Genomic DNA, 21,885 nt, shown 5'->3' on the forward strand with positions numbered 1-21,885 from the left:
GTCCCGGCCGGCCTCTCCGTCGCCCCGCGGCCCGGGAGCGGGCTCAGCCGGGCAGTCGCCTGAGCTTGAGGACGGCGTCCATGAGGACGGCCCGCTCCCCGTCGGGCCCGGTGGCGTCGCGCCGGTACTCCCCGGCCACCAGCGGCTCCCACTCCCGCTCCGGGAGCCCGAGCGAGCCGAGGACCTCCCCTGCCGTGGGCAGGTGCACCTCGCGGGCGCGCTCGTCCGCCCACGGGGGAGGCCCGGCGTGCCCGACCACCAGCAGCACGCCGCCCGGCGACACGGCCGCCGCGGCGTCGCGCAGGATCCGCTCCCTGGGCAGGTCGACGGGGGAGGGGGCGTGCAGGAAGTGGGCGGAGACCAGGTCGAAGACACCGCCGGGGAAGGATTCGGCCAGGTCGTGCCGCCGCCAGTCGATCCGGTCGGCGACGCCCGCGCGCCGTGCCTGCCCGGCCCCGCGGTCGAGGGCGACCCGCGAGACGTCGACCGCGGTGACGTGCCAGCCCCGCCGCGCGAGCCAGATCGCGTCGGCCCCCTCGCCGCACCCCAGGTCCAGGGCGCTGCCCGGGACCAGATCGGCCGCCTCGCGGGCCAGCACGGCGTTGGGCCGACCGCTCCAGATCCGCTCGCTCGCGCCGTAGAAGCCGTCCCAGAACTCCCCGGCCGGGGCGCCGTCCGCACCCGTGGCGGTCATCGCAGGACCTCCCGTCCGAGGGCGCCGCGGGCGGCGACGGCCCGGTCGGTCTCCTCCTCGACCAGATCGGCGTTGATCGCCGCGGCGGCGCGCACGCCCGCCGCGGCGGCACCGACGACCTGCCCGGCCAGATCGGTGACGTCGCCGGCCACCCACACCCCGGGCACGGCGGTGGCGCCGGTCGCGTCGGCGGCGACGCGCTCGCCGACGACGTGCCCGCCCCTCGACAGCTCGGCCGTCTCCAGGCCCAGACCGGCCAGGAGGCCCGCACGGGCCGTGAAGCGCGGGGCGACCACCAGGGCCTGGCAGGGGACGGTCCGCCCGCCCGCCAGCCGTACCCCGGTCAGGCGGTCGCCGCTCACCTCCAGACCGGTCACCTCGCCGTCGACGACGGCCACGCCGCGCGCGGCGAGCCGTTCGTACTCCCGGTCGCCGGGTTCGGGCCCGGTGTGCCGGAACAGCGTCACGTCCGCGCTCCACTGCCGCCACAGCAGTGCCTGGTGGACGGCCAGGGGCCCGGTGGCCAGCACGCCGATCGCCCGGTCGCGCACCTCCCAGCCGTGGCAGTACGGGCAGTGCAGGACGTCGCGCCCCCACCGCCGCGCCACCCCCGGCACGTCGGGCAGTTCGTCGGCCAGGCCCGTGGCCACCAGCAGCCGGTCCGCCAGGACGGCCGTCCCGTCGTCCAGGGCGAGGCGGAAGCCCCCGCCGTCCAGGCGCTCGGCGGCCGTGACGGTGCCGGCCGTGATCTCGCCGCCGTGGCGCGCCACCTCCGCGCGTCCGGCGGCGGTCAGCTCCGAGGGGGGTGTGCCGTCGCGGCCCAGATAGCCGTGGACGCCGTCGGCCGGGGCGTTGCGCGGCCGCCCGGAGTCGACCACCAGGACCGAGCGGCGCGCCCGGGCCAGGGTCAGCGCCCCGCTCAGCCCGGCGGCGCCGCCTCCGACGACCACCACCTCGTAGCGCCGCCCGGCGCCCCCGGGAGGGGGGCCCGGGAGGCGTTCGTTCCGTACGGTCATGTCTCTCCTTCCGTCGTACGGCAAGCCTCCGGCCGCACCCACCGCCTTGACAAACATCCTTGCCGGAACGGCAAATGGGAGGATGGCCGACGACTTCGAGAACGTCCTGACCGGTGTGGGGCCGCGACTGCGGGCCCTGCGCCAGGCGCGCGGCGCCACGCTGTCCCAGGTGAGCGAGACGACCGGGATCTCGCTCAGCACCCTCTCGCGCCTGGAGTCGGGGCTGCGCAGGCCGACCCTGGAACTGCTGCTCCCCCTGGCCAGGACCTACAACGTCCCCCTGGACGAACTCGTCGGCGCGCCCGCCACCGGCGACCCCCGCGTCCACCCGCGTCCCTTCACCCGGTACGGGCAGACCTTCGTGCCGCTGACCCGCAGTCTGGGCGGCCTGCACGCCTACAAGCAGATCATGCCCGCCGGGTACGGCGGGGACGGGCGGCCCGAGCAGCAGACGCACGAGGGCTACGAGTGGCTCTACGTCCTGTCCGGCAGGCTGCGGCTGGCCCTGGGCGAGCACGATCTCGTCCTGGGGGCCGGGGAGGCGGCGGAGTTCGACACCCGCACCCCCCACGGTTTCGGCAACGCCGCAGAGCGGCCCGTCGAGTTCATCAGCATCTTCGGGCCGCAGGGCGAGCGGATGCACGTGCGCGCCCGCCCCGCGGGCGGATAGCGGACGGCGGCGCCGCGGACGGCGCGCCGCCGCACGTCGACGTGGCCGGCGGCGGACTCCACGGCCTCGTCGCCCGCCGTGCCGGGGTGGAGCAGGCGCCGGTGGCCGTCGGCGGAGGCGGTGACGGTGGGCCTCAGGGCGCCGGTGGGAGACAGGGCGACCGTCTCGACCGTGCTGTGGGCGGTGCGGCTCTGCGGGCGGTACCGGACCTTCACCGACTGGCCGCCGTAGCCCCGGTAGGCGTGGGTCCCGGACTGCCGGTCCGGGACCCACGCCAGCTTGCCGGTGAGCGTCAGGACGCCCCCTTGGGACCGGCTCGGGGGAGGCGTCGAACTCGGGGGAGGCGTCGAAGGTGAGCCGGGTGTCGTGCCGGACCGGCACGTTCCGTGCCGCGCGCACCAGGGCGTGGCCCGTGCCGTCCTCCGACCGGGCCAGGGCCGCTGCCCGCCAGGTGCCGGCCAGGGCGTTCAGGCCGGTGCCGGAACGCGGCTCGATGTACGCGAACCGCGCCTCGGTGGTGAGGACGACGGGCCTGCCGCCGTTGACCGTCACGTCCGGGATCCGCATCCCCCGGCCTGCTCGTCGCCCTGCGCCGCGGGGCCGCCGAAGGCCCGGAGCACGGTGCGCCGGACACGGCCGCCCTCGTCGTCGACGGCCGCGACGCGCAGCGAGACGAACGGCGCGGTCGCCGGGACGGCGAGCTTCGCCGACGTCTCGGGGCCCGTCGCGGTGAACGAGAAGTCCGTCCAGGTGGCGCCGTCGTCCGCCGAGTACTCCAGGGCGGTGACCGTCTCGTCCGCCTCCGAGTCGCGGGTGCCCGCCGTCATGCCGACGGTCACCGGGGCCGTGCCCGCCGCGTTGCGGGAGTCCAGGCCGGAGACGTCGGGGCCGATGTCGATCAGCGGCAGGTTCCGGGCCGAGGTGTCGCGCGAGGTGAACGCCCACTCGCTGCGCACCAGCGGGGAGATCCGGGAGTGGCCGGACGTGCGGGCGGCGGTGTGCTCCGGCTCGTGGTCGCCGGTGCCGTCGGGGGCCGGCGCCGACAGGGCCTTGTACGGGGAGAGGCCGTCGGCCGAGGCGAGGGTGATCGCCTCCCTCACGGGGAGGACCCGGTCGCGGTCCGGTGCGTCCGCGCCGGTCGGCGACCGGTCGGCGCGCATCGCCCGGCGGTGCGTCGCACCGGCGGCCGCTCCGGGAGCGGATCCGTGGACGCCCGGGCACCCGCCAGGCACCGGGTGGCGTCCACCACCGGTACGCGGGCGCACCATCCGGTCCACTGCCCCGCCCACTGCCCGGTCCACTGCCCGGCCCACCGTTCGTGTGCTCCTCGATCGCCGGTGCGAGGACGCCGGAGGCCGTGGCGCTCCACGGGGCCGCCGTGCGGTGGATCCACCCGTACGGGGCGTCAGGGACCGTCCCCGGGCCGGGCCCCGCCGGGGGACCGCCCGCGGGGCCCGGCCCGGCCAGGGGCCGGCCGGATTCGATACCCGCCCCGGCATCCGAAAATCGGCGTGCCGTGAGGCTCGCGCATTTGTCCGGTGCTCGATGCCCGATTCCAGAGATCATGTGGCGTCGATCGTATTGGCATATTCTTGCGTCTCCGCAAACCACCCCGCATGGGCGGAATTCGAGGGTGCGGCACATCGGGGCGGCGTCCGGCGGGGGATGACCGAAACTCCTCCTTGACCCGCCGTACAGCCGGGCTCGAGACTTCCGGGAGAACTCATGCATCAGGAGTTAGGGCCCTTCGGTCCGGCCGTGCGAAACCGACCGCGCACGGGATGTGTGACGGGGGAAACGAATAAAGCCCGTGAGGCACCTCGCCTCCCGTGCGCATTCTCTTCACCCTTTCTTCTCATCTCTTGGTGCGCGAAGGGAATGGAGGGGAATGCCGGTGCGAACGGGCCATCCCGGCGTGTACATCGAGGAAATTCCCAGCAGCGTCCGCACCATCCCGGCGGTCACCACCTCGGTCACCGCGTTCGTGGGCCACACCCGCCGAGGCCCGCTCAACCAGCCGGTGCGGATCACCGGCTTCGCCGACTTCGAGCGCCGCTTCGGCGGGCTCACCGCGCAGAGCGCGGTCGCCTACGCCGTGCACCAGTTCTTCGGCAACGGCGGCACCACCGCGGTGGTCGTCCGCGTCGCCGCCGCCGGCACCGGCGAGGAGTCCCGCGTCACCCTGGAGTCGACCGAGGGGCACAGCGCCTGTCCCGTCATGACCGTGCACGCCAAGGAGCCCGGCGTCTGGGGCTCCCGGCTGCGCCTGGCCGTCGACCACGACACCCGCGACCCCGGGGAGACCTTCAACCTGCGGGTCCTGGACGCGGACGGCAGCACCCGCGAGACCTTCACCGGCCTGTCCATGGACCCCGGCCACGGCCGCCATGCCGAGGCGGTGGTCAACGCCGGCTCCGCGCTGGTGAGGGTCGACATCATCGGCGAGGGCCGGCCGGACCCCTCGGGCACGGTCTCCAAGCCGTTCGCCGACGACCTGCCCGACCTCGCCGTCGACCTGACCGTGAAGATCGGCGACGTGGAGCGCGAGTTCACGCTCCACGACCCCGACCGGGACGGCGAACCCCCGCGGAACGTCACAGAACTGGCCCTCCTCCTGGAACGCAAGCTGCGCGCCCTGCCGGACGCGCCCGGCAGGCGGGCCTTCGCCGGTGCGGAGGTCACCCCCTTCGGCCGCCGCCTCCAGGTCGTCGCGGGTTCCACCGACCCCGGCGACACCGTCCGCTTCGTCGGCGAGTGCGCCAACGACCTGGGCCTGGAGGCCGCCGTCAACCCGCCGGTCTTCCCGCTGACCGGAGGCGTGGACGGCGACCCGCCCGGCCCGCGCGACATCGTCGGCGACGAGGCGGGCAGGACCGGGCTCCAAGCGCTGCGCGACGTCGACGACGTCGGCCTGCTGTCGCTGCCGGAGCTCGCGGCGTACGAGTCGGTCGAGGACGTGGTCACGGTCGTCTCCGCCGCGCAGGCGCTCTGCCGGGAGCGGCGGATCTTCCTGCTCGTGGACGCGCCCGGCTCCTGGGTCGACGTCGACAGCGCGCGGGCCGGGCTGAGCGCCTTCGACCCCGTGCGGGACGGGCACGCGGGCCTGTACTTCCCGCAGTTGCAGATGACCGACCCCCTCACGGGACGGCTGCGCTCCTTCCCGCCGTCGGGCGCGATCGCAGGCGTCTACGCCCGTACCGACGCCGAGCGCGGCGTGTGGAAGGCGCCCGCGGGCACCGAGGCGCGGCTGGCGGGAGTCCGCTCACTGAGCGTGCGGCTCACCGACCGGGAGAACGCCCTGCTGAGCCCGCTCGGCGTCAACTGCCTGCGCGTCCTGCCGGTCGTGGGACCGGTGGTCTGGGGCGCCCGCACCCTCCTCGGCGCGGACGCCTTCGACGGCGAGTGGAAGTACGTCCCCGTGCGGCGGCTGACGCTGCACATCGAGGAGAGCCTGTACCGCGGGCTGCAGTGGGTCGTGTTCGAACCCAACGGCGAGCAGCTGTGGCAGCAGATCCGGCTCGACGCCTCGGCCTATCTGAACACCCTCTTCCGGCAGGGCGCGTTCAAGGGCACCACCCCGCGCGAGGCGTACTTCGTGAAGTGCGACGGGGAGACCACCACGGACGAGGACATCGCGCGCGGAGTGGTGAACGTCCTGGTCGGAATCGCGCCGGTCAAGCCCGCCGAGTTCGTGGTCGTCAGGATCCAGCAGACGGCCGGACAGTTCGAGATTTAGGATTCCGATGGCTGAATTCCAGGTGAACGCGCAGCGCTTCGACCCGTACAAGAACTTCAAGTTCCTGGTGCTGTGGGGCGGGCGCACGGTCGCGGGCGTCAGCAAGATCAGCCCGTTGAAGCGGACCACGGAAGTGGTCAAGCACCGGCACGGCGGCGACCCGAGTTCGCCGCGCAAGTCGCCGGGCCGCTCCGAGTTCGAGGGCATCACCCTGGAGCGCGGCGTCACACACGATCCCGAGTTCGACCGCTGGGCCAACAAGGTGTGGCAGGTCGGCGCGGGGCTCGGTTCCGAGGTCTCGCTGGCCGACTTCCGCAAGGACATCGTGATCCAGGTCCTCAACGAGGCCGGCCAGGTGGCCGTCTCGCACAAGCTCTACCGGACCTGGCCGAGCGAGTACCAGGTGCTGGGCGAGCTGGACGCCAACGCCAACGCGGTGGCCATCCAGAGCCTCAAGCTGGAGTGCGAGGGCTGGGAGCGCGACTACGAGGTGCCCGAGCCCACCGAGCCCTCGTTCACCAACCCCGCCTGAGCGGGCGGTCCGGCGGATGACGGTGACAGCGGTGACGGCGACGGCGGTGACGGCGGCGGTGACGGCGGGGCCCGCGGAACTGCTGGCCCTCTGGGAGGCGGGGCTGGGACTGCCCGGCCCCGGCCGCGCCCACCTGCTGCACCGCGCCGCCCGCCCGGAGGCCGGCGACGGCGAGCTGCTGTCGGCGCCGGTCGGCGAGCGGGAGGCGGACCTGTTCGCGCTGCGCCGGGCGCTGTTCGGCGAGCGGATGCAGGTGCTGGTGGAGTGCGAACCGTGCGGCGAGGCCATGGAGTTCGACCTCGGCACGGACGACCTCGCCGCGCGGCGGCCCCGGCGGGACGGCCCGCTGCGGGTGGCGGAGGACGGCTGGGAGGTGGAGTTCCGGCTGCCGACCGTCGCCGATCTGGCGGCCGTGGCGGAAGCGGTGGGGAACGGCCCGGGCGCGGACGGCTCCTCCGCCCGGTCCCTGCTGATCGCACGCTGCGTCGTCTCGGCCGTGCGCGCCGGGGAACCGGTCCCCGCCGACCGGCTGCCCGGCCCGCTGCCCGAGCGGGTGCTACGACGGGTCGCCGAGGCCGCCGAACAGGCCGACCCGGCCGCCGACGTGACGCTGAGGGTCTCCTGCCCGGAGTGCGGCGGGACGACCCGGACCGAACTCGACATCGCCTCCTACCTGTGGGCCGAACTCGACTCCTGGGCGCGGGACCTGCTCCTCGACGTCCATCTGCTCGCCGGCGCCTACGGCTGGACCGAGCCGGAGATCCTGGCGCTCAGCCCGCTGCGGCGCCGCTACTACCTGGAGCTGTGTGCGGATGTCTGACCACTTCGACCGGCTGCTGACCCGGCACGTCCCGGCGGCCGGGTCCGCCCGGGCCGCCGCGGAGGGATGGCCGGGGACCCCCGCGCGGGCGCGGCCGCGGCTGCCCGGCCCGTACGAGCGTGTCGGGGCACCGCGCGAGGGGCCGCCGCGGCGGGAGGAGCCCGACCCGTTCCCCCCGCCCGCGCCCCGGCCGGCCGCGGACCGCGGGGAAGACCGGGGGGAGACCCGGCACGGGCGCGAGATCCGCACCGAGCACCGCACCGTGGTGCGGACCGGGCCGGCGCCGCGCGACGGGGAGCCGCGACCGCCGGCCACGGCACGGACCGCCCGGCCGCTGCCGCGGCCCGCCGGGCGCACGGCACCCGCGCCGCGTCCCGCGACCGAGCCCGGAGCCCGGCGTGACGGGCGTACGACCCCGGCACGTACGGCGCCGGACGCGCCCCTCGTGATCGCGGCGTCCGCGCCCGCCCCCCGGGGCACGGACGCCGTCCTTCCGCCCACCGGCCCCCCGTCCCTGCTGCCCGGGCCCGCCGGCGCCCCGGCGGCGCGCGAGGCCGCACGCGCGGCCGGCGGCCGGCGCCGGTCCCGGCCGGCGGAACGGACCGTGCACGTGCGGATCGGCCGGCTGGAGGTCAGCGCCGCGCCCCCGCCCGGCGCCGGACGCACCGACACCGGCCGCCCGCGGCAGCCGGGGCGGCCCGCGCCCGCGCTGAGCCTGGCGGACTACCTGGCCGACAGCGAGCGGAGGGGATGAGGAGATGAGCAACGCACTGGCGATCGCCACGGTCACCCAGGCGCTCGCCCTGCTGATCGAGCACAACCTGCGCCCCGACATCGACCTGCAGGTCGCGGTGAAGACCGAACGGCCCCCGGCGGAGGTCACCGGCGACCCGGTCATCACCGTCTTCCTCCACCAGGTCGTCCCCAACACCTCCCGGCGCAACGACGACCTGCCCACCCGCGCCCCGGACGGCACGCTGCTCAAGCGCCCGGTCGCGGCCCTGGACCTGCACTACCTGATCAGTGCCTACGGCAGTGAGAGGGAACTGGTCGGACAGCGGCTCATCGGCTCCGTGGTGCGCACCCTGCACGAGTTCCCGGTCCTGCCGAAGGCGCTGATCGAGGAGGCCGCGCAGCGGCCCTACCTGGCGGGCAGCGACCTCGCGCAGGCGGTCCAGCGGGTGCGCCTCACACCGGTCCGGATGGACCTCGAGGAGGCCTCGAAGCTGTGGGGGATGCTCCACCAGACGCCGTACTCGCTGTCGGTCGCCTACCAGGCCTCCCTGGTGCTGATCGAGGGCCGCGAGCAGCCCGTCGTACCCAGGCCGGTCCAGCGGCACACGGTGCGCGCGCTGCCCTTCGGCGCCCCGGGCGCACCGGAACCCCCGGGACCGTCCGGCGCCGACGCGGCGGTGCCCGCCGGAGCCGCCGCGGGACGCGCGTCCGGAACCGCCGCCCGGCAGGTGGCCGCCCGGGCGAGCCGGACGAGCGGCCTGGCCGCCAGGACCGCCGCGCCCGCGCCCCCGGAGGAAGCGGACGGCGGGACCGACCGGAAGGGGACCGACGCGGCGGCCCCCGCCAAGAAGGCCGCTGCCGGCAGGCGGCGCACCACGGCCAAGGCCACCGCCTCGCGGTCCCGTGCGCGCAAGTCACCCGGCACCGGCTCCGCGCGCGGCGGCGGGAGTGCGCCGGGCGGCGGGCGCGCCGGGGGCGACAGGGGCGACGAGCGCGGCCGGGAGGGCTGAGAAGCGGTGACGGCGACGGGGGCGGGCGAGCACATGGACGGCACTTCCGGCGGGGCGGACGCGGCCGAGGGCGCGGCGCTGGCCGCCGCCATGCGCTCCGTCCTGGCCCGCCTCGACGCCCACGCCACCCGCGTCCGCCCGGACACCGGGGCGGCGGACGAGCCCGCCGCCCCGCCGCGCGCCGCGGACGCCCCCGAACCCGCCGCGCTCGGCGCGCTCGTCCGGTGCTTCGGGCTGACCCCCTTCGAACGCGAGATCGTCCTGCTGCTGGCCGCCGCCGAACTGGAGCCCACCACCGGCAGCCGGTGCGCCGCCGCGAGCGGCGACCCCCAGCGCGCGCACCCCACCTTCTCCCTCGCGCTCGCCGCCCTCGGCGAGCCCCACTGGAGCGCCCTCACCCCCGTCGCACCGCTGCGCCGCTGGCGCCTGGCCGAACTCGACGACGAGACCCGGCTGACCACCACCCGCATCCGCCTGGACGAGCGCGTCCTGCACTTCCTCGTCGGCTCCCCGTACCTGGACGCGCGACTGCACGGCATGCTCTCCCGCGTCCCCGCCCCCGACGCGCTGCCGCCGTCGTACGAGCGCGCCGCGGACCGCGTCGCCGGGGTCTGGGGCGCCGCCGGGCCCGGTGCGCCGCCGAGGGCGGAGCTCACCGGCGGCGACCGGCGCAGCCGCCACGACATCGCCGCGGCCGCCGCCCACCGCTCCGGCCTCGGCCTCTACGCCCTGGACGCCGAGGACCTGCCCACCGACCACACCGAACGCGACCGCCTCGCCCGGCTGTGGCAGCGCGAGGCGATCCTGCTGCCCGCCGCCCTCCTGCTGGAGACCGGCGAGCCGGACCGCGAACAGAGCGCCGCGGCGGACGCGTTCGTCGCCTCCGCCGCCGTACCGCTGGTGGTCTCCGGCCCCGACCCCCGGAACAGCGACAGGACACGGGCCGAGCGGGTCACCGTGCCGGCGCTGGGCGACGAGGAGCAGCTCGGCCTGTGGGCCGACGCCCTCGCCGGCGTGCCGGGGATCGAGGAGCGGCGGCTGCGCGGGCTGGTGGCCCAGTTCGTGCTCCCGCCGCACGTGATCCGCTCCGCCGCCGCGACCGTGCGCCGGGAGGCGGGGGAGGCCGGGGAGGACGCCGACCCCTCCGCGCTGGCCTGGCGGGCCGGGCTCGCCGAGGCCCGTGTCGGCCTGGACGGACCGGGCCGCCGCGTCGAGCCGGAGGCCGGCTGGGACGACCTGGTCCTCCCCGCGCACCAGGTGCGCGTCCTGCGCGAGATCGTCGCGCACGTACGGCAGCGCGGCACCGTCCACCAGGAGTGGGGCTTCGCCCGCACCCTGCGCCGGGGGCTGGGGGTCACGGCCCTGTTCGCGGGCGGCTCGGGCACCGGGAAGACCCTGGCCGCCGAGGTGATGGCCCGCGAACTGGGGCTGGACCTGTTCGTCGTCGACCTCTCCCAGGTCGTCTCCAAGTACATCGGCGAGACCGAGAAGAACCTGCGCCGGGTCTTCGACGCCGCCGAGCGTGGCGGCGCGCTGCTGCTGTTCGACGAGGCCGACGCCCTCTTCGGCAAGCGCAGCGAGGTCAAGGACAGCCACGACCGCTACGCCAACCTGGAGGTCTCCTACCTGCTGATGCGGATGGAGGCCTACCGGGGCCTGGCGATCCTCACCACCAACATGAAGAAGGCGCTCGACACGGCCTTCATGCGCCGCATCCGCTTCGTCGTCGACTTCCCCTTCCCCGGCGAGGCCGAACGCGCCGAGATCTGGCGCCGGGTACTGCCCGAGCGCGCCCCGGCCGAGGGCGTCGACCCGGAGCTGCTGGCGCGGCTGACGGTCGCGGGCGGCTCGATCCGCAACATCGCCCTGTCCGCCGCCTTCCTGGCCGCCGAGGAGGGCGACGCGCTGCGGATGCGGCACATGCTCGCGGCGGCGCGCACCGAGTACCTGAAGCTGGAGCGCTCCCTGACGCCCTCGGAGGTCCGCGGATGGGTGTGAACGAGACACCGCGCGACGCGGCGCGGGACACAGCGCGGGACACGGTGGTCCGGGTGGACATCGGCGAGCTGGTGCTCGACGGCTTCGGCCCACGGGTGGACCCCGTGCGGGTCGCGGCGGCGTTCGAGGCGGAGCTGACCCGGCTGGTCCGGGAGCGCGGCGTGCCGCTGGCGGCGGACGGCGAGGGACGCGCGCTGGAGGCGCTGTCGGGCCTGCCGCCGCTGCCCGCCACCACCTCACCGGCCCGCCTCGGCGAAGCGCTGGCCCGTGCGGTGCACGCGGGACTGTCGGGGCGCGGCGAGGCGGGGCCCGCGCAGCGGAGGGGGCGCCGATGAGTTCGCACACCACGTCACGGGATCCCCGTTCCGCCCGGGAGGCCAGGCGGCGCAGGCGCGGGGGGCGTCAGGCCGGGACCCCCGTGCCCGAGCCGAAGGAGATCGTCGGCGGCGCCGGCCGGCCGCTGGACGTGAGCGTGCGCCGCGAGCTGGAGGAGCGGCTCGGCCACGACCTGGGCCGCGTACGCCTGCACACCGACCGGGACGCCGCCGCCCTCACCGACCTCCTCGGCGCGGACGCCGTCGCCGTCGGTCAGGACGTCCTCTTCCGCGAGGGCGCGTACCGCCCCGGCACCGCCGAGGGCATGCGCCTGCTCGCCCACGAACTGCTCCACACCGTCCAGAACCCCGACGGCCTGGGCGCCCTCCGCGCCGGCCGCGACCTGGGCGCGGTGAGCCTGCCGCAGCAGACGGTGGAGCGCGAGGCCGAGGCGGCGGCACAGGAGTCCGTGCGCGACGGCGGACCGTACGCGGCGGCGGAGCGCGTCGAGGAGGGCCGGGCGACGCCGGGCTGGCTGCGCTACGCCACGGTGGACGCCGACCGGCGGCGGCTGGAGCAGATCGACCCGGCGACGCTGCTCGACCGGTTGACGAACGGCGTCCTGCGCTCGCTGCGCGGCGATCCGCAGGACCGCTCCAAACGCGTACGCACGCAACTCGCCCGGTTCTCGCCGGAGATGCGGGAGGCCGTTCTCGACCGGCTGGAGACGCGGCTGCTCTCCTCGGAGATCGACCGGCTGATCGAGCTGGTCGAGGAGACCGAGGACGGCGGCCCGCCCGAGCCGGAGGCGCTCGGCGCGCCCGAGGCCGTCCCGGACGCCACCGGACAGCTGGAGGAGGAACGGGAGGCCGCCGAATCCGCCGGTCGGCGGCGGGCGGAGGACGAGTGGCCGCGCGACGGACAGCGCGGTGACATCCGGGACGGACAGGACGTCGAGCGGAGCGGCGGAGCGCGCCCGGACGAGGAGCGGCGGGACCGCGAACGGCCCACCGGGCGGGACGAGCACGGGAGGACCGCTCCGGAGCCGCCGGACCGGCGGCGGAGCGGTCGCGGCGACGCAGGCGCGGAGCGTCCGGCGGCGCGGCGGTCCACCGGGCGCCCCGAGGGATCGGGGCGGCCCACCGGAGGCACGGGGCCGTCAGGGGCGGGCGGCAGCCGTGGCACGGCCGCGGGAGGCGGATCCGCCCGGTCCCGGCCGCAGGACCGGAGCGGTACGGGCGGCCGGTCCGGGAACTCCGGAGCCGGCGGCGCTCCGGCGGCGAGCGAGGAGGAGTCCGCCGCCAGGAACCGCCCCGGAGCCGTGGAGTCCCTGGTCGCGGGTCGGCAGCCGGACCGGGCGGACGGACGGGACGTGCGCGACGGCGAGCGGGCCGGCGTGGAGCCCGGCCCCCTGCTGAGGACGGCCGACCCCGGCGGCCGCAGCACGCTCGAAGGGAAGCGCCCCCAGGACGAAGCGGCGCTCGCGGAGGACGAGCCGATCGGCCTGGACCCCGGCCCGGGCGGTGGGTCCGGGGCGCTCGAAGGACTCGGGGACGAGCGGGCCGCCGACCGAGACAGCGCCTGGACCATCGAGCTCAAACCCGAGGACTTCCTCCCCGCCACCGATCCCGACGTCTCCGGAGTACCGACCGCCGACGAGATCGCGCCCGGCTCGGACGCCGGCCGGCGGATGCCGAGCTTCCCCGAACCGCCCGCCACCACGGCCGAACAGGTGCAGGCGCGGCGGGACGAGGAGGACGCCGAAGAGGATGCCGAGGAGGCCGCCGAAGAGGACACGGAAGGCGCCGGACTCGCCGGACCGGCGCCCGGCGACGCGTCCACCTCCCCGGCGACCGGTGCCGAAGCAGGGAACCGTACGTCGCGCGGTCTCCGCACCGGGACGCCGGCCGAGCGGGGGGCCGACCCGCGCCCCTCGGCCTCCGGCACCGCCGGCGACCGCGCCGAAGCCCCCGAACCGAAGCCCGGCCCCGTGGCTCCCGGGGGCGCGCGGCAGGAGGAGGAGCAGCCCGAACCGGCGGGGGACCCGGAACCGGAGGCGGCCGACGCGGGCGGCGCGAAGGACGAGGCGACGGAGTCCGGGACTTCCGGCACCACCGGTGCCGACGCCTCCTCCGGCACGGCCACCGCGTCCCCCGCGCCGGCGCCGAGCGCGTACCCCCCGGGGGCGCCTTCGGGGGGCGGCGCCGGTGCGACGGCTCCAGGGCCGGCGACGGACACTCCGGCCGAGGCGTCCCCGGCCCGGGACACCCACGTCTCGGGTGCGGACGGCGGTGACGGCTCCGCCACCGGCACCACGCCGGAGGGCGGGGCGGACTCCCGGCAGCGGCAGGAGCCCGCGGCTCCGGTTCCGGCTCCGGCTCCGGCGCCCCGGCCCGAGCCTGCGTCCGCGCCGCCGTCCGGCTCCAGGCCCTCGCGGTCGGTCAGGGGCGGCGGTGGCACCCGGAGCGCCTCGGGTGGAGGTGGGGGCGGAGGAGGCGGCGCACGGCCCGCCGCCTCGCCCCGGCCGAAGAAGGAGCCCGCGGCCCCCAGCCTGTCGCAGGTGACACCGGAGGCCGGGCTCTCCACCGCGGCGAAGCTCACACCGCACCGCGCCCTCGAAGCACTGGGCGGCGTGAACGGGGCGGTCGACAAGACGGTCGGCGACGAGCACCGGGCCCTCCAGGACGCACCGCCGACGACGGAACGGCCCGCGGGCGCCCCGCAGACCCTGCACGGCGCGCCGGAGACCTCGGCCCCGGGCCGGTACTCCGGCGACCCGGCCGCCCGGGTCGACGCCCCCGAGAAGAGGAAGGCCGAGGTCACGGGGGACAGGACCCCGGAGGGTGGCGTCCCGGGGGAGGACATCGAGGAGCCCGGCACCCTCCAGGGCCTGCTGGCGGGCGGGGCCCAGCTCGTCGTGGGCGCGATCAACGGCGTCGCCGACTTCTTCGGCGCCGACGAGGACGTCATCGACTCCGACGCCGTGGTCCGGTGGATCCTCGACCTGCCCACCGAGGACGAGATGCTGACCCGGGCGGACGTCGGCACGGCGCCCGGGGTGGGCCTGCGGGGGGAGACCGACGGGCGCGCCGACGAGCAGGGCGGGGAACTCGACGGCAAGGGCCGCGAACTCCACGCCTCCGGCCGCGACGACGCCGGACGCCCTCTGGGTGAGGACCGGATCTACCCCGACGTGCCCCGGGAGACGCTGGAGGCGAAGGTCCCGGGCGGGAAGGGACAGGGCGGCGGGGCCGGCGGGGGCGGCGGGCCGTCCGTGGGCGGCCGCATCCCCCCGGAGGCCGTGTCCGCCGTGGCGGAGCACGAGCGCGGGCCCCAGCTCCGGGCCGCGTTCGCCGACGGGCAGAAGCAGATGTCCGACGAGCGGCAGGCCAAGGACAGGGGATTCCGGGAGTCCCAGGAGCGCCACAGGCAGCGGGTTCGCGGCGAGGTCGAGGGCAACACCCGTACGCAGGCCGCCGAGCGCCGGAAGACCAGGGCCGAGGTGGACGCTTCCCGCGCGCAGTGGCGCAGGGAGCAGGACGACGCACTCGACTCACTCGGCACCGGGAAGACCGAGAGGATCGAGAGAATCCGCAAGGACGTCAAGGACAAGGAGGAGCAGACCGACAAGGACGCCGAGGAGCACCGGAAGAAGAAGCAGGAGGACATCGGCAAGGAGAAGGAGAAGGCCGAGAAGGACGCCAGGAACAAGCGGGACACGGCCAGGAGCGACTCCGGCAACTGGCTCACCAAGGCGTTCGACTGGATCCGCGACAAGCTCATCGAGCTGAAGAACGCGATCGTCGGCTTCTTCCGAGCCGCCCGCGAGGCGGTCACCAGCCTCATCAAGGACTTCAAGGGGACCGTCACCGGCTGGATCGAGGCGGCCCGGCAGTTCATCGTCGACAAGTTCGAGGAGTTCACCGAGGCCCTGGTCCGGTTGGGCAAGGACCTCCTCGACGCGATCGTCGGGATCGCGAACCGGCTGCGCGCCCTCGTCATCCGCATCCGGGACGCGGCGATCGCCCTGGTCAACCGGATCGCGGACGAGCTGAAGCGGATCGTCACCGACCTCCTCGACGACATCGGCAAGATCCTCGGCGACCTCCTCGACGCCCTGCGGGAAGGCCTCCGGACGGCGGTCGAGGCCGTCAAGGGCGCGCTCAAGGGCATCATGGACTTCGCCACGGGCCTGCTCAACGCCCTGGGCGAGTGGGCGGTGATCGCCGCCGACATCCTCTCCGACCCGGGCGGCTGGCTCAGCGGCGCCAAGGCCTCGGCGGAGGACGGCGCCAGGAACCACCTGTTCCGGGAAGTCACCTCGGCGATCAGGAACTGGTTCAACGAGAAGATCCAGGAGATCCTGGGGCTTCCCGGGGCCGTCTTCGACAAGCTGATCGGCGGGGGCGTCAGCCGGGAGCGGATGGCCGAGGAGGCGTGGGACGCGGCCCTGCCCCAACTCCCGCTCATCATCGGCGAGATCATCATCACCAAGGTCGTCGCCAAGCTGATCCCCGGCGCCGGCTGGGTGATGGCGATCATCGACGCGCTCAAGGCCGCCTGGGGCGCGCTGAGCGAGATCCTGCAGGCCTTCGGCGCCTTCATGGACTACCTCAAGGCCGTCAGGGGCGGCAACGCCGGCGTGCTGTTCGCCAAGGCCGTGGCCTCGGGTGTGGTGGCCCTGCTGGAACTGGCCTACCAGGCCCTGCTCAGCGGCATCGGCAAGTACGTGGGCAAGGTCGGCGACCGGCTGAAGGGCGTCGCGGAGGCTCTCGGGAAGCCCGGCTCCAAGGGCGGGAGCAAGCCGGAGGACCCCGACGAGCCCCGGGCGACGGACAGGCCGAAGGACGCCCCGGGGAACCGGCCCGACCCGAAGGAGGAGGCGGGGAGGGCGCAGGAGCGCGCGCGCCGGGCGAACGCCGACCTGGCGAAGAAGCGTACGCCGCCCCGGCCGGCGCGCCCCCGTCCGCAGACCCGTCCGACCCGGCGGCCCGGCACCCGCCGCCCGGACGACCGCTCCCGTACGGACAGGCCCGACCGCCGCACCCGGGACACCGGCCGGGACCGCGGTCAGGGCCGCGACCGGACCCGTCCGCGCCGCGAGACGGAAGGCACGAAGCCCACCACCCCGCGCCGGCGCCGTACTTCCCCGGAGAGCCGCGCCGCGAACCGCGCGCAGCAGACGGTCAAGGCCGCCCGGAACCGCATCCGCAGGGCCAGGCAGGCCCTGGCCCGCAAGGACCGCGACGGCCGCCTCGGCCGTTCCCTGGACGACACCGCCCGCCGCGTGCGCGACGCGTACGAGCGCCGCCGCGACCTCCTGCGCGACCAGCGCAGGCGCCGCCGGGAACAGAGGCGCCGACTCCGCGACCGGCGCCGGAGGAACGAGAACTCCAGGCAGTTCAAGGAAGACCGCCTTCGGAGGGTCGTGCCGCGCATCCGAAGGACGCTGAGGCCCCTGCTGCGCAGGGGTGTTCCGCCCCGTGTCCTGCTCGGCGTCCTCTCGGTCCTGCGGGCGTGGCACAGGCTCACCTCCCTCGAACGTCGGGGGCGTGGCAGCGGGGGGATCTGGGCCGGGCTCAATCCCGAGGAGCGGACCAACGAGTACGTCGAGACGGACCCGACGCAGGAGCCGGAGAGACAGAGGAGGGCGCGGGAGGCCGGGGACGGGGAAGGAACCGATGCCGGGGAGCGGGAGAGGCGGAGGTCCGAGCGGGAGGCCGGGGAGACGGAAGCCGCCGCACGCGCGTTGCGCGGTGCCCCTGGAGACGTCCGTCTCGCCGAACCGCGTCCCGCGGAGGACCGAGACGAAGGACTCGTCCCGATGTCGGGAAAGGTCCTGCTGGTCGGTGAAGGGAACCTGACCTTCACCGAGGCGAACCTCACGCTCAACCGCAACCTGCCCTCGAACCTGACCGCGACCGTCTACGAAAAGGAGGAGGACGTCAAGGAAGCCGCCACCCTGCGGCGAGCGCAGGAGTTGCGGAACAAGGGGGTGAATGTCGAGTACAACGTGGACGCGACGAAACTCGATGCCCGTCGGCCCCGGATCCTGTACGACAACATCGTCTGGATGTTCCCGCACCCCGGCGGCAGCCGGGCCCACGTCACGAGCAGGGGCCAGGAACTGCTGAGGAATTTCCTGTCGAGTGCCCAGAAGGTGCTGGCCCCCGGAGGAAGAATATCCGTGACCCTCAAGAGCGATTGGTATGTGAAGAGATGGAAGCCGGGCAGCATCGGCAAAGGAGTCGGGTTGCGGCTGGTTGAGGAGAGGCCGTTCAGCCAGGGTGAATATCCGGGTTACTCTCACGAGAGGACGGCGTCGGGAGCCAGACCTGCCGATGTTTCCAGCGGCATAACATTCATCTTCGCAAAACCCTGAGGACTGTGATGCACGTCGATGCCCTGATGAAGAAGCTGGAAGAATCCACCGGTGCTGTCACCGGCCGGGGGCCGGACCACCCGGTGCGGCCCGACCACGGACTCCGCCCGGCGGTGGAGGATTTTATCGACGCGTATCCGTTCCTCCGTTCGGACGACGTGTACGTCTCCTTCCTCGCGAGGTACGCCGGGGCTTATGCGGAGAGCGAGGACGGGAATCAGATCATCGACGTCTTCGGGTTCGGAGGGCCTTCCACGGACATTCTGGAGATGGAGGGCCCGGTAGTGGACGACGAGGGCTTCCTGATCTTTGCGCAGTGCCTGTACAGCGACGTGTCGGATGGAGCGCTGGTCGACTCGTACGAGTACGACTTCGCGTTCAGCGCCCGTGAGGAGAAGCCGCGAGGTGTCTACTGCTCCGGCTCGACACTGCGCACGCACGGGCAGGGCTTCGAACTCTACGCCGAGAACTTCCACCAGTGGCTTCTGCGGATCATCGAAGTGAACGGACGTCTTGGAAGGCCCGAAGTCCCGTGAGTCATCCGTCCGGAAGCCCACCCGCCACTCGGCGGAAAGTGAGCGAAACGCGCCGTCCGCGGCTGATCCGCCGACCGGCGATCCGGTCCGTTTTGCGAGGTGGGATGCCGTGCTGCCAGTCGTAACGCGCTTCCCCCGTCATGACCAGTACGTCACCCGGTTCCAAAAGGATTTCCCGTGTCTCGGCGGTGTCCGTGTGGCGCATGACGAACATGCACGGCGATCCGAGGCTGACCGAGAGAATGGTGGCGTCAAAACAAGGACGACAGTCCACGTGAGGGGAAATCCCCTGCCCGGGGAGATACTCGTTGACAATCAGTTGGTTGAACACCGCGGGTGCCAGACCCTCGTGGCGGAACCGGGCCGCCAACTCGCGGGCCCAGTCGGGGAGAGGGGTGGTGCGGGAGTCGGAATCGACGGTTCGGCGGCGGTAGTCGTATCGGTACCCGTAGTGCTGGACCCGGCGCTTGAGGTCCATTCGCCAGGGCAGTCCATCGATGCTGTGGAGCAGGTCCTCCTGCTTTCCGGGATCGATATGGGAGTGGAGATGCCGAAGACCGGGGACCGGTTCGGCGCCGGGGAGAGCGAAAAGCATTCACCCAGTATATTCACCCGCCGGACGGGGCGTCCGGCCGATCGGGGGTTCCTTTCATGACCCGGTACGCCGACATTCCCAGGCCCATCCGCTCCGGCATCGTCGTCGTCGATCCCGAGCGGGGGACGCCGCAGCGCATCATCGTGCTGCAGTTCAACCCCGACACCCTGGAGCGCAGCGTCAGCCCCCAGGCCGCCGGGGGGAGCGGTGACGCCGGGGGCGGGGGGAGCGGGGGAGACCGGAACGAGGCGCTGCGGCTGAAGGGGCCGGCGCAGGAGACGTGGAAGTTCACCGCCGAGATCGACTCCACCGACCAGCTGGAGGTGGCGGCGCCCGACGGGATCCACCCGGAGCTCGCCACGCTGGAGATGCTCGTCCAGCCGACGACGGCGCAGTTGAGGGAGGCCACCAGGCTGGCCGGGAAGGGCACCATCGAGATCGCCCCGATCGAGATGCCGCTGACCCTGTTCACCTGGGGCAGCAAGCGCGTCATGCCCGTGCGGCTGACGGAGCTGTCGGTCAACGAGTCCGCCTTCGACGTGAACCTGAACCCGATACGGGCCTCCCTCGGCATCGGGATGAAGGTGCTGACGGTGAGCGATCTGCCCGCCGGGCACCGCGGCGCCGAGCTGTACCTGGCGCACCTGGCGCAGAAGGAGCGGCTGGCCGGCACCGCGCGGGCGGGGACCCTCGGGGCGCTCGGCCTGACCGGAGCCGACATCGGGATGAGGAGGGTGTGGCCGCCGTCATGACCGAGCCGTACGAGAATCCGCCGGACGGGATCCCGGGTTCGCATCCGTATCCACGGACGAGCCGTTACCACGACGCCGAGATCGGGGTGTACCGCGCGCCCGACGGCACCGAGGTCCGTTACGCCAGGCGGCGGTTGCTGCCCCCGCTCCCGGAGGACCGGAGCGAGGACACCGCCGTCCACACCGTCGGCAGCGGCGAGCGTCCCGACCAGCTCGCCCAGCGCTACTTCGGCGACCCCTCCCAGTGGTGGCGGATCGCCGACGCCAACCCCGTCCTCGACCCGCACGAGCTGACCGCCGAGCCGGGCCGGGAGATCGACGTCCCGCTGCCCGGCGGCTTCCCGCAGGGGGGCGCGCATGGCCGGTGAGCGCGTCGGAGGCGGGCCGATCCACCTCACCCTGAGCATGGGACCCCACCTCGTCCGCCCCGTGCCCGCGGCGGTGAGCGAGGCGCTGCTGTCCGCGCAGATCACCAGTACCGCGGGCGAACGCTCCGGCTTCCAGCTGGCGTTCGACCTCACCAAGAGGGGCGCGATCGCCGGGAACCTGCTGCCGGAGGGGTTCTTCGACCCGCGCACCCGCGTCATCGTCACGACGACGGTCAGGGGAACCCCGACCGTCCTCCTCGACGGGATGATCGTGCGGCAGGAGGTCGGCGCGAGCAACCAGCCCGGCCGGTCGACGCTGACCGTCACCGGCGAGGACCTGACCCTCCTCATGGACCTGGAGGAGCGGACGGACCGCTACCCCAACCTCCCGCCGAGCGAGCGCGTCAGGCGCGTCCTCGCCAGGTACGCCGACTACGGCGTCCACCCGGACGTCCACCCCGAGCAGATCCTCCAGCAGCCCCGCGCCGAGCACCGCGTGGACTACCAGACCGGCACGGACCTCGCCTACGTCAACGAGCTGGCCCGCGCCAACGGCTACGTCTTCTACCTGGAACCCGGCCCGCGGCCGGGCCACTCCACCGCCTACTGGGGCCCGCAGCGCCGCGTCGGCCTCCCGCAGCACGCGCTCAACGTCAACATGGACGTCCACTCCACCGTCGACCAGCTCACCTTCGCCTACGACGGCGCCGCCCGCGAGGAGCCGCAGGCCCACTGGCAGGACCCGCGCACCCGCGAGGCCCCCCTGCTGCCGCAGCCCGACATCAGCCCGCTGCGCCCGCCGCTGGGGAGGCGCGCGAGCCCGGCGCTCAAACGCCGGCGGCTGACCGGTACCGCCAAGAAGGACCTCGCCCAGGCCCGGGCCGAGGCGCTGGCGCGGGCCGCGACGTCCGCCGACGCGATCTCCGGCTCCGGGCGGCTCGACGTCAACCGCCACGGCTACGTACTGCGCCCGCGCGAGCTCGTCGGAGTGCGCGGCGCGGGCGTGACGTACGACGGCGAGTACTACGTCACCTCCGTCACGCACGACCTCACGCCCGGCTCGTACCGGCAGAACTTCACGCTCGCGCGCGAGGGCCTGATCGCGCGCAGCGACACCGTCCGCCCCTAGGGGTCGCCGAGACCACAGAGACCGATCAGGAGCAGTCCGCATGGCGCCAGCACCGCACAACCGCTTCCTCGGCAAGTTCAGGGGCCGGGTGGCGGACAACGACGACCCGCTGGGGATCGGCCGGGTCACCGCCCACGTCCCGGACGTGCTCGGCAACGAGGCCTCGACCTGGGCCATGCCCTGCCTCCCCTTCACCGGCGAGCGGGCCGGCCAGTACGTCGTCCCGGGCGTGGGCGCGGGCGTCTGGATCGAGTTCGAGCAGGGCGACCCCAGTTTCCCGATCTGGACGGGCTGCTGGTACGGCGAGGCGGGCGAACTGCCGGAGGACGCTGAGGCCGCGGCGCGGACGGGCGCCGAGCCGGTCGTCATCCAGACCCGGGGGAAGCACAAGATCGTGATCTCCGACGACCCGGCGACCGGGATCCTGCTCCAGGCCCCGGGATCCGACGGCGGGCCGGGTCCCTCCATCCGCGTCACCCGGGACGGCATCCACATCGACAACGGGCAGGGGGCCTCGGTCTCGGTGGCCGGGGACCGGGTCGACGTCAACCGGGGCCGGCTGATCGTGCCCATCAAACGCTGAACGGGACGGGGGAG

Annotated in this window: 18 protein-coding genes; 14 read left to right on the forward strand and 4 right to left on the reverse strand. The window is 74.5% G+C overall.

Annotated elements, in window-relative coordinates; translation table 11 throughout:
• Positions 1-43: 43 nt before the first annotated feature.
• A complete protein-coding gene (locus QC029_RS00005) occupies positions 44-694 on the reverse strand; it encodes a bifunctional 2-polyprenyl-6-hydroxyphenol methylase/3-demethylubiquinol 3-O-methyltransferase UbiG (RefSeq protein WP_279553142.1) in 651 nt (216 codons plus the stop codon).
• Positions 691-1,710 carry an NAD(P)/FAD-dependent oxidoreductase gene (locus QC029_RS00010; protein WP_279553143.1) on the reverse strand — a complete coding sequence of 340 codons (1,020 nt, stop codon included), beginning with the start codon at positions 1,708-1,710 and terminating at the stop codon, positions 691-693. The genes QC029_RS00005 and QC029_RS00010 overlap by 4 nt, the downstream gene beginning before the upstream one ends.
• A gap of 82 nt (positions 1,711-1,792) precedes the next feature.
• Here QC029_RS00010 and QC029_RS00015 point away from each other — a divergent pair, with 82 nt between their 5' ends.
• Positions 1,793-2,380 (forward strand): helix-turn-helix domain-containing protein, encoded by a 588-nt coding sequence (locus QC029_RS00015; RefSeq protein ID WP_279553144.1) that lies wholly within the window; start codon positions 1,793-1,795, stop codon positions 2,378-2,380.
• Between the two features lie 548 nt (positions 2,381-2,928).
• Here the strand turns inward: QC029_RS00015 and QC029_RS00020 are convergent.
• Complete coding sequence (locus QC029_RS00020; protein ID WP_279553145.1) at positions 2,929-3,540, reverse strand: hypothetical protein; 612 nt, start codon at positions 3,538-3,540, stop codon at positions 2,929-2,931.
• A 728-nt stretch (positions 3,541-4,268) separates the two neighbouring features.
• Here QC029_RS00020 and QC029_RS00025 point away from each other — a divergent pair.
• The 9 genes from QC029_RS00025 (at position 4,269) to QC029_RS00065 (ending at position 18,444) form a co-directional block, all read left to right on the forward strand.
• Complete coding sequence (locus QC029_RS00025; RefSeq protein WP_279553146.1) at positions 4,269-6,116, forward strand: phage tail sheath C-terminal domain-containing protein; 1,848 nt, start codon at positions 4,269-4,271, stop codon at positions 6,114-6,116.
• Positions 6,117-6,123: 7 nt separating this feature from the next.
• On the forward strand, positions 6,124-6,648 hold the full coding sequence (locus QC029_RS00030; RefSeq protein ID WP_279553147.1) for a phage tail protein: 525 nt from the start codon (positions 6,124-6,126) through the stop codon (positions 6,646-6,648).
• A gap of 16 nt (positions 6,649-6,664) precedes the next feature.
• Positions 6,665-7,468, forward strand: a complete 804-nt coding sequence (locus QC029_RS00035) for a hypothetical protein (RefSeq protein ID WP_279553148.1) — start codon at positions 6,665-6,667, stop codon at positions 7,466-7,468.
• A 604-nt stretch (positions 7,469-8,072) separates the two neighbouring features.
• Entirely contained in the window at positions 8,073-8,222 is a 150-nt protein-coding gene (locus QC029_RS00040; RefSeq protein ID WP_279553149.1) for a hypothetical protein, read from the forward strand.
• Between the two features lie 4 nt (positions 8,223-8,226).
• Positions 8,227-9,213, forward strand: a complete 987-nt coding sequence (locus QC029_RS00045) for a DUF4255 domain-containing protein (RefSeq protein WP_279553150.1) — start codon at positions 8,227-8,229, stop codon at positions 9,211-9,213.
• Between the two features lie 33 nt (positions 9,214-9,246).
• Positions 9,247-11,211, forward strand: a complete 1,965-nt coding sequence (locus QC029_RS00050) for an ATP-binding protein (RefSeq protein WP_279553342.1) — start codon at positions 9,247-9,249, stop codon at positions 11,209-11,211.
• Positions 11,208-11,546, forward strand: a complete 339-nt coding sequence (locus QC029_RS00055) for a hypothetical protein (RefSeq protein ID WP_279553151.1) — start codon at positions 11,208-11,210, stop codon at positions 11,544-11,546. Before QC029_RS00050 ends, QC029_RS00055 begins: the two co-directional genes overlap by 4 nt.
• A gap of 83 nt (positions 11,547-11,629) precedes the next feature.
• Positions 11,630-17,908, forward strand: a complete 6,279-nt coding sequence (locus QC029_RS00060; protein ID WP_279553152.1) for a Rossmann-like fold-containing protein — start codon at positions 11,630-11,632, stop codon at positions 17,906-17,908.
• Positions 17,909-17,934: 26 nt separating this feature from the next.
• Positions 17,935-18,444 (forward strand): hypothetical protein, encoded by a 510-nt coding sequence (locus QC029_RS00065; RefSeq protein WP_279553153.1) that lies wholly within the window; start codon positions 17,935-17,937, stop codon positions 18,442-18,444.
• A gap of 1 nt (position 18,445) precedes the next feature.
• Here QC029_RS00065 and QC029_RS00070 read toward each other — a convergent pair whose 3' ends face one another.
• Positions 18,446-19,039, reverse strand: coding sequence for an alpha-ketoglutarate-dependent dioxygenase AlkB (locus QC029_RS00070; RefSeq protein ID WP_279553154.1), 594 nt, complete (start codon positions 19,037-19,039; stop codon positions 18,446-18,448).
• 56 nt (positions 19,040-19,095) lie between these two features.
• On the opposite strand from QC029_RS00070, the gene QC029_RS00075 reads away from it, so the two are divergent.
• From QC029_RS00075 to QC029_RS00090, 4 genes are read left to right on the forward strand one after another with little or no spacing between them, the layout of a single operon-like run.
• Positions 19,096-19,791 (forward strand): hypothetical protein, encoded by a 696-nt coding sequence (locus QC029_RS00075; RefSeq protein ID WP_279553155.1) that lies wholly within the window; start codon positions 19,096-19,098, stop codon positions 19,789-19,791.
• Entirely contained in the window at positions 19,788-20,159 is a 372-nt protein-coding gene (locus QC029_RS00080) for a LysM peptidoglycan-binding domain-containing protein (protein ID WP_279553156.1), read from the forward strand. The genes QC029_RS00075 and QC029_RS00080 overlap by 4 nt, the downstream gene beginning before the upstream one ends.
• Positions 20,149-21,288 carry a hypothetical protein gene (locus QC029_RS00085; protein ID WP_279553157.1) on the forward strand — a complete coding sequence of 380 codons (1,140 nt, stop codon included), beginning with the start codon at positions 20,149-20,151 and terminating at the stop codon, positions 21,286-21,288. Before QC029_RS00080 ends, QC029_RS00085 begins: the two co-directional genes overlap by 11 nt.
• Before the next feature lie 40 nt (positions 21,289-21,328).
• Entirely contained in the window at positions 21,329-21,871 is a 543-nt protein-coding gene (locus QC029_RS00090; RefSeq protein ID WP_279553158.1) for a phage baseplate assembly protein V, read from the forward strand.
• The last annotated feature ends 14 nt before the right edge of the window (positions 21,872-21,885 follow it).

It is taken from the genome of Streptomyces sp. DH37, from assembly GCF_029813835.1.
Taxonomy (GTDB): Bacteria; Actinomycetota; Actinomycetes; order Streptomycetales; family Streptomycetaceae; genus Streptomyces.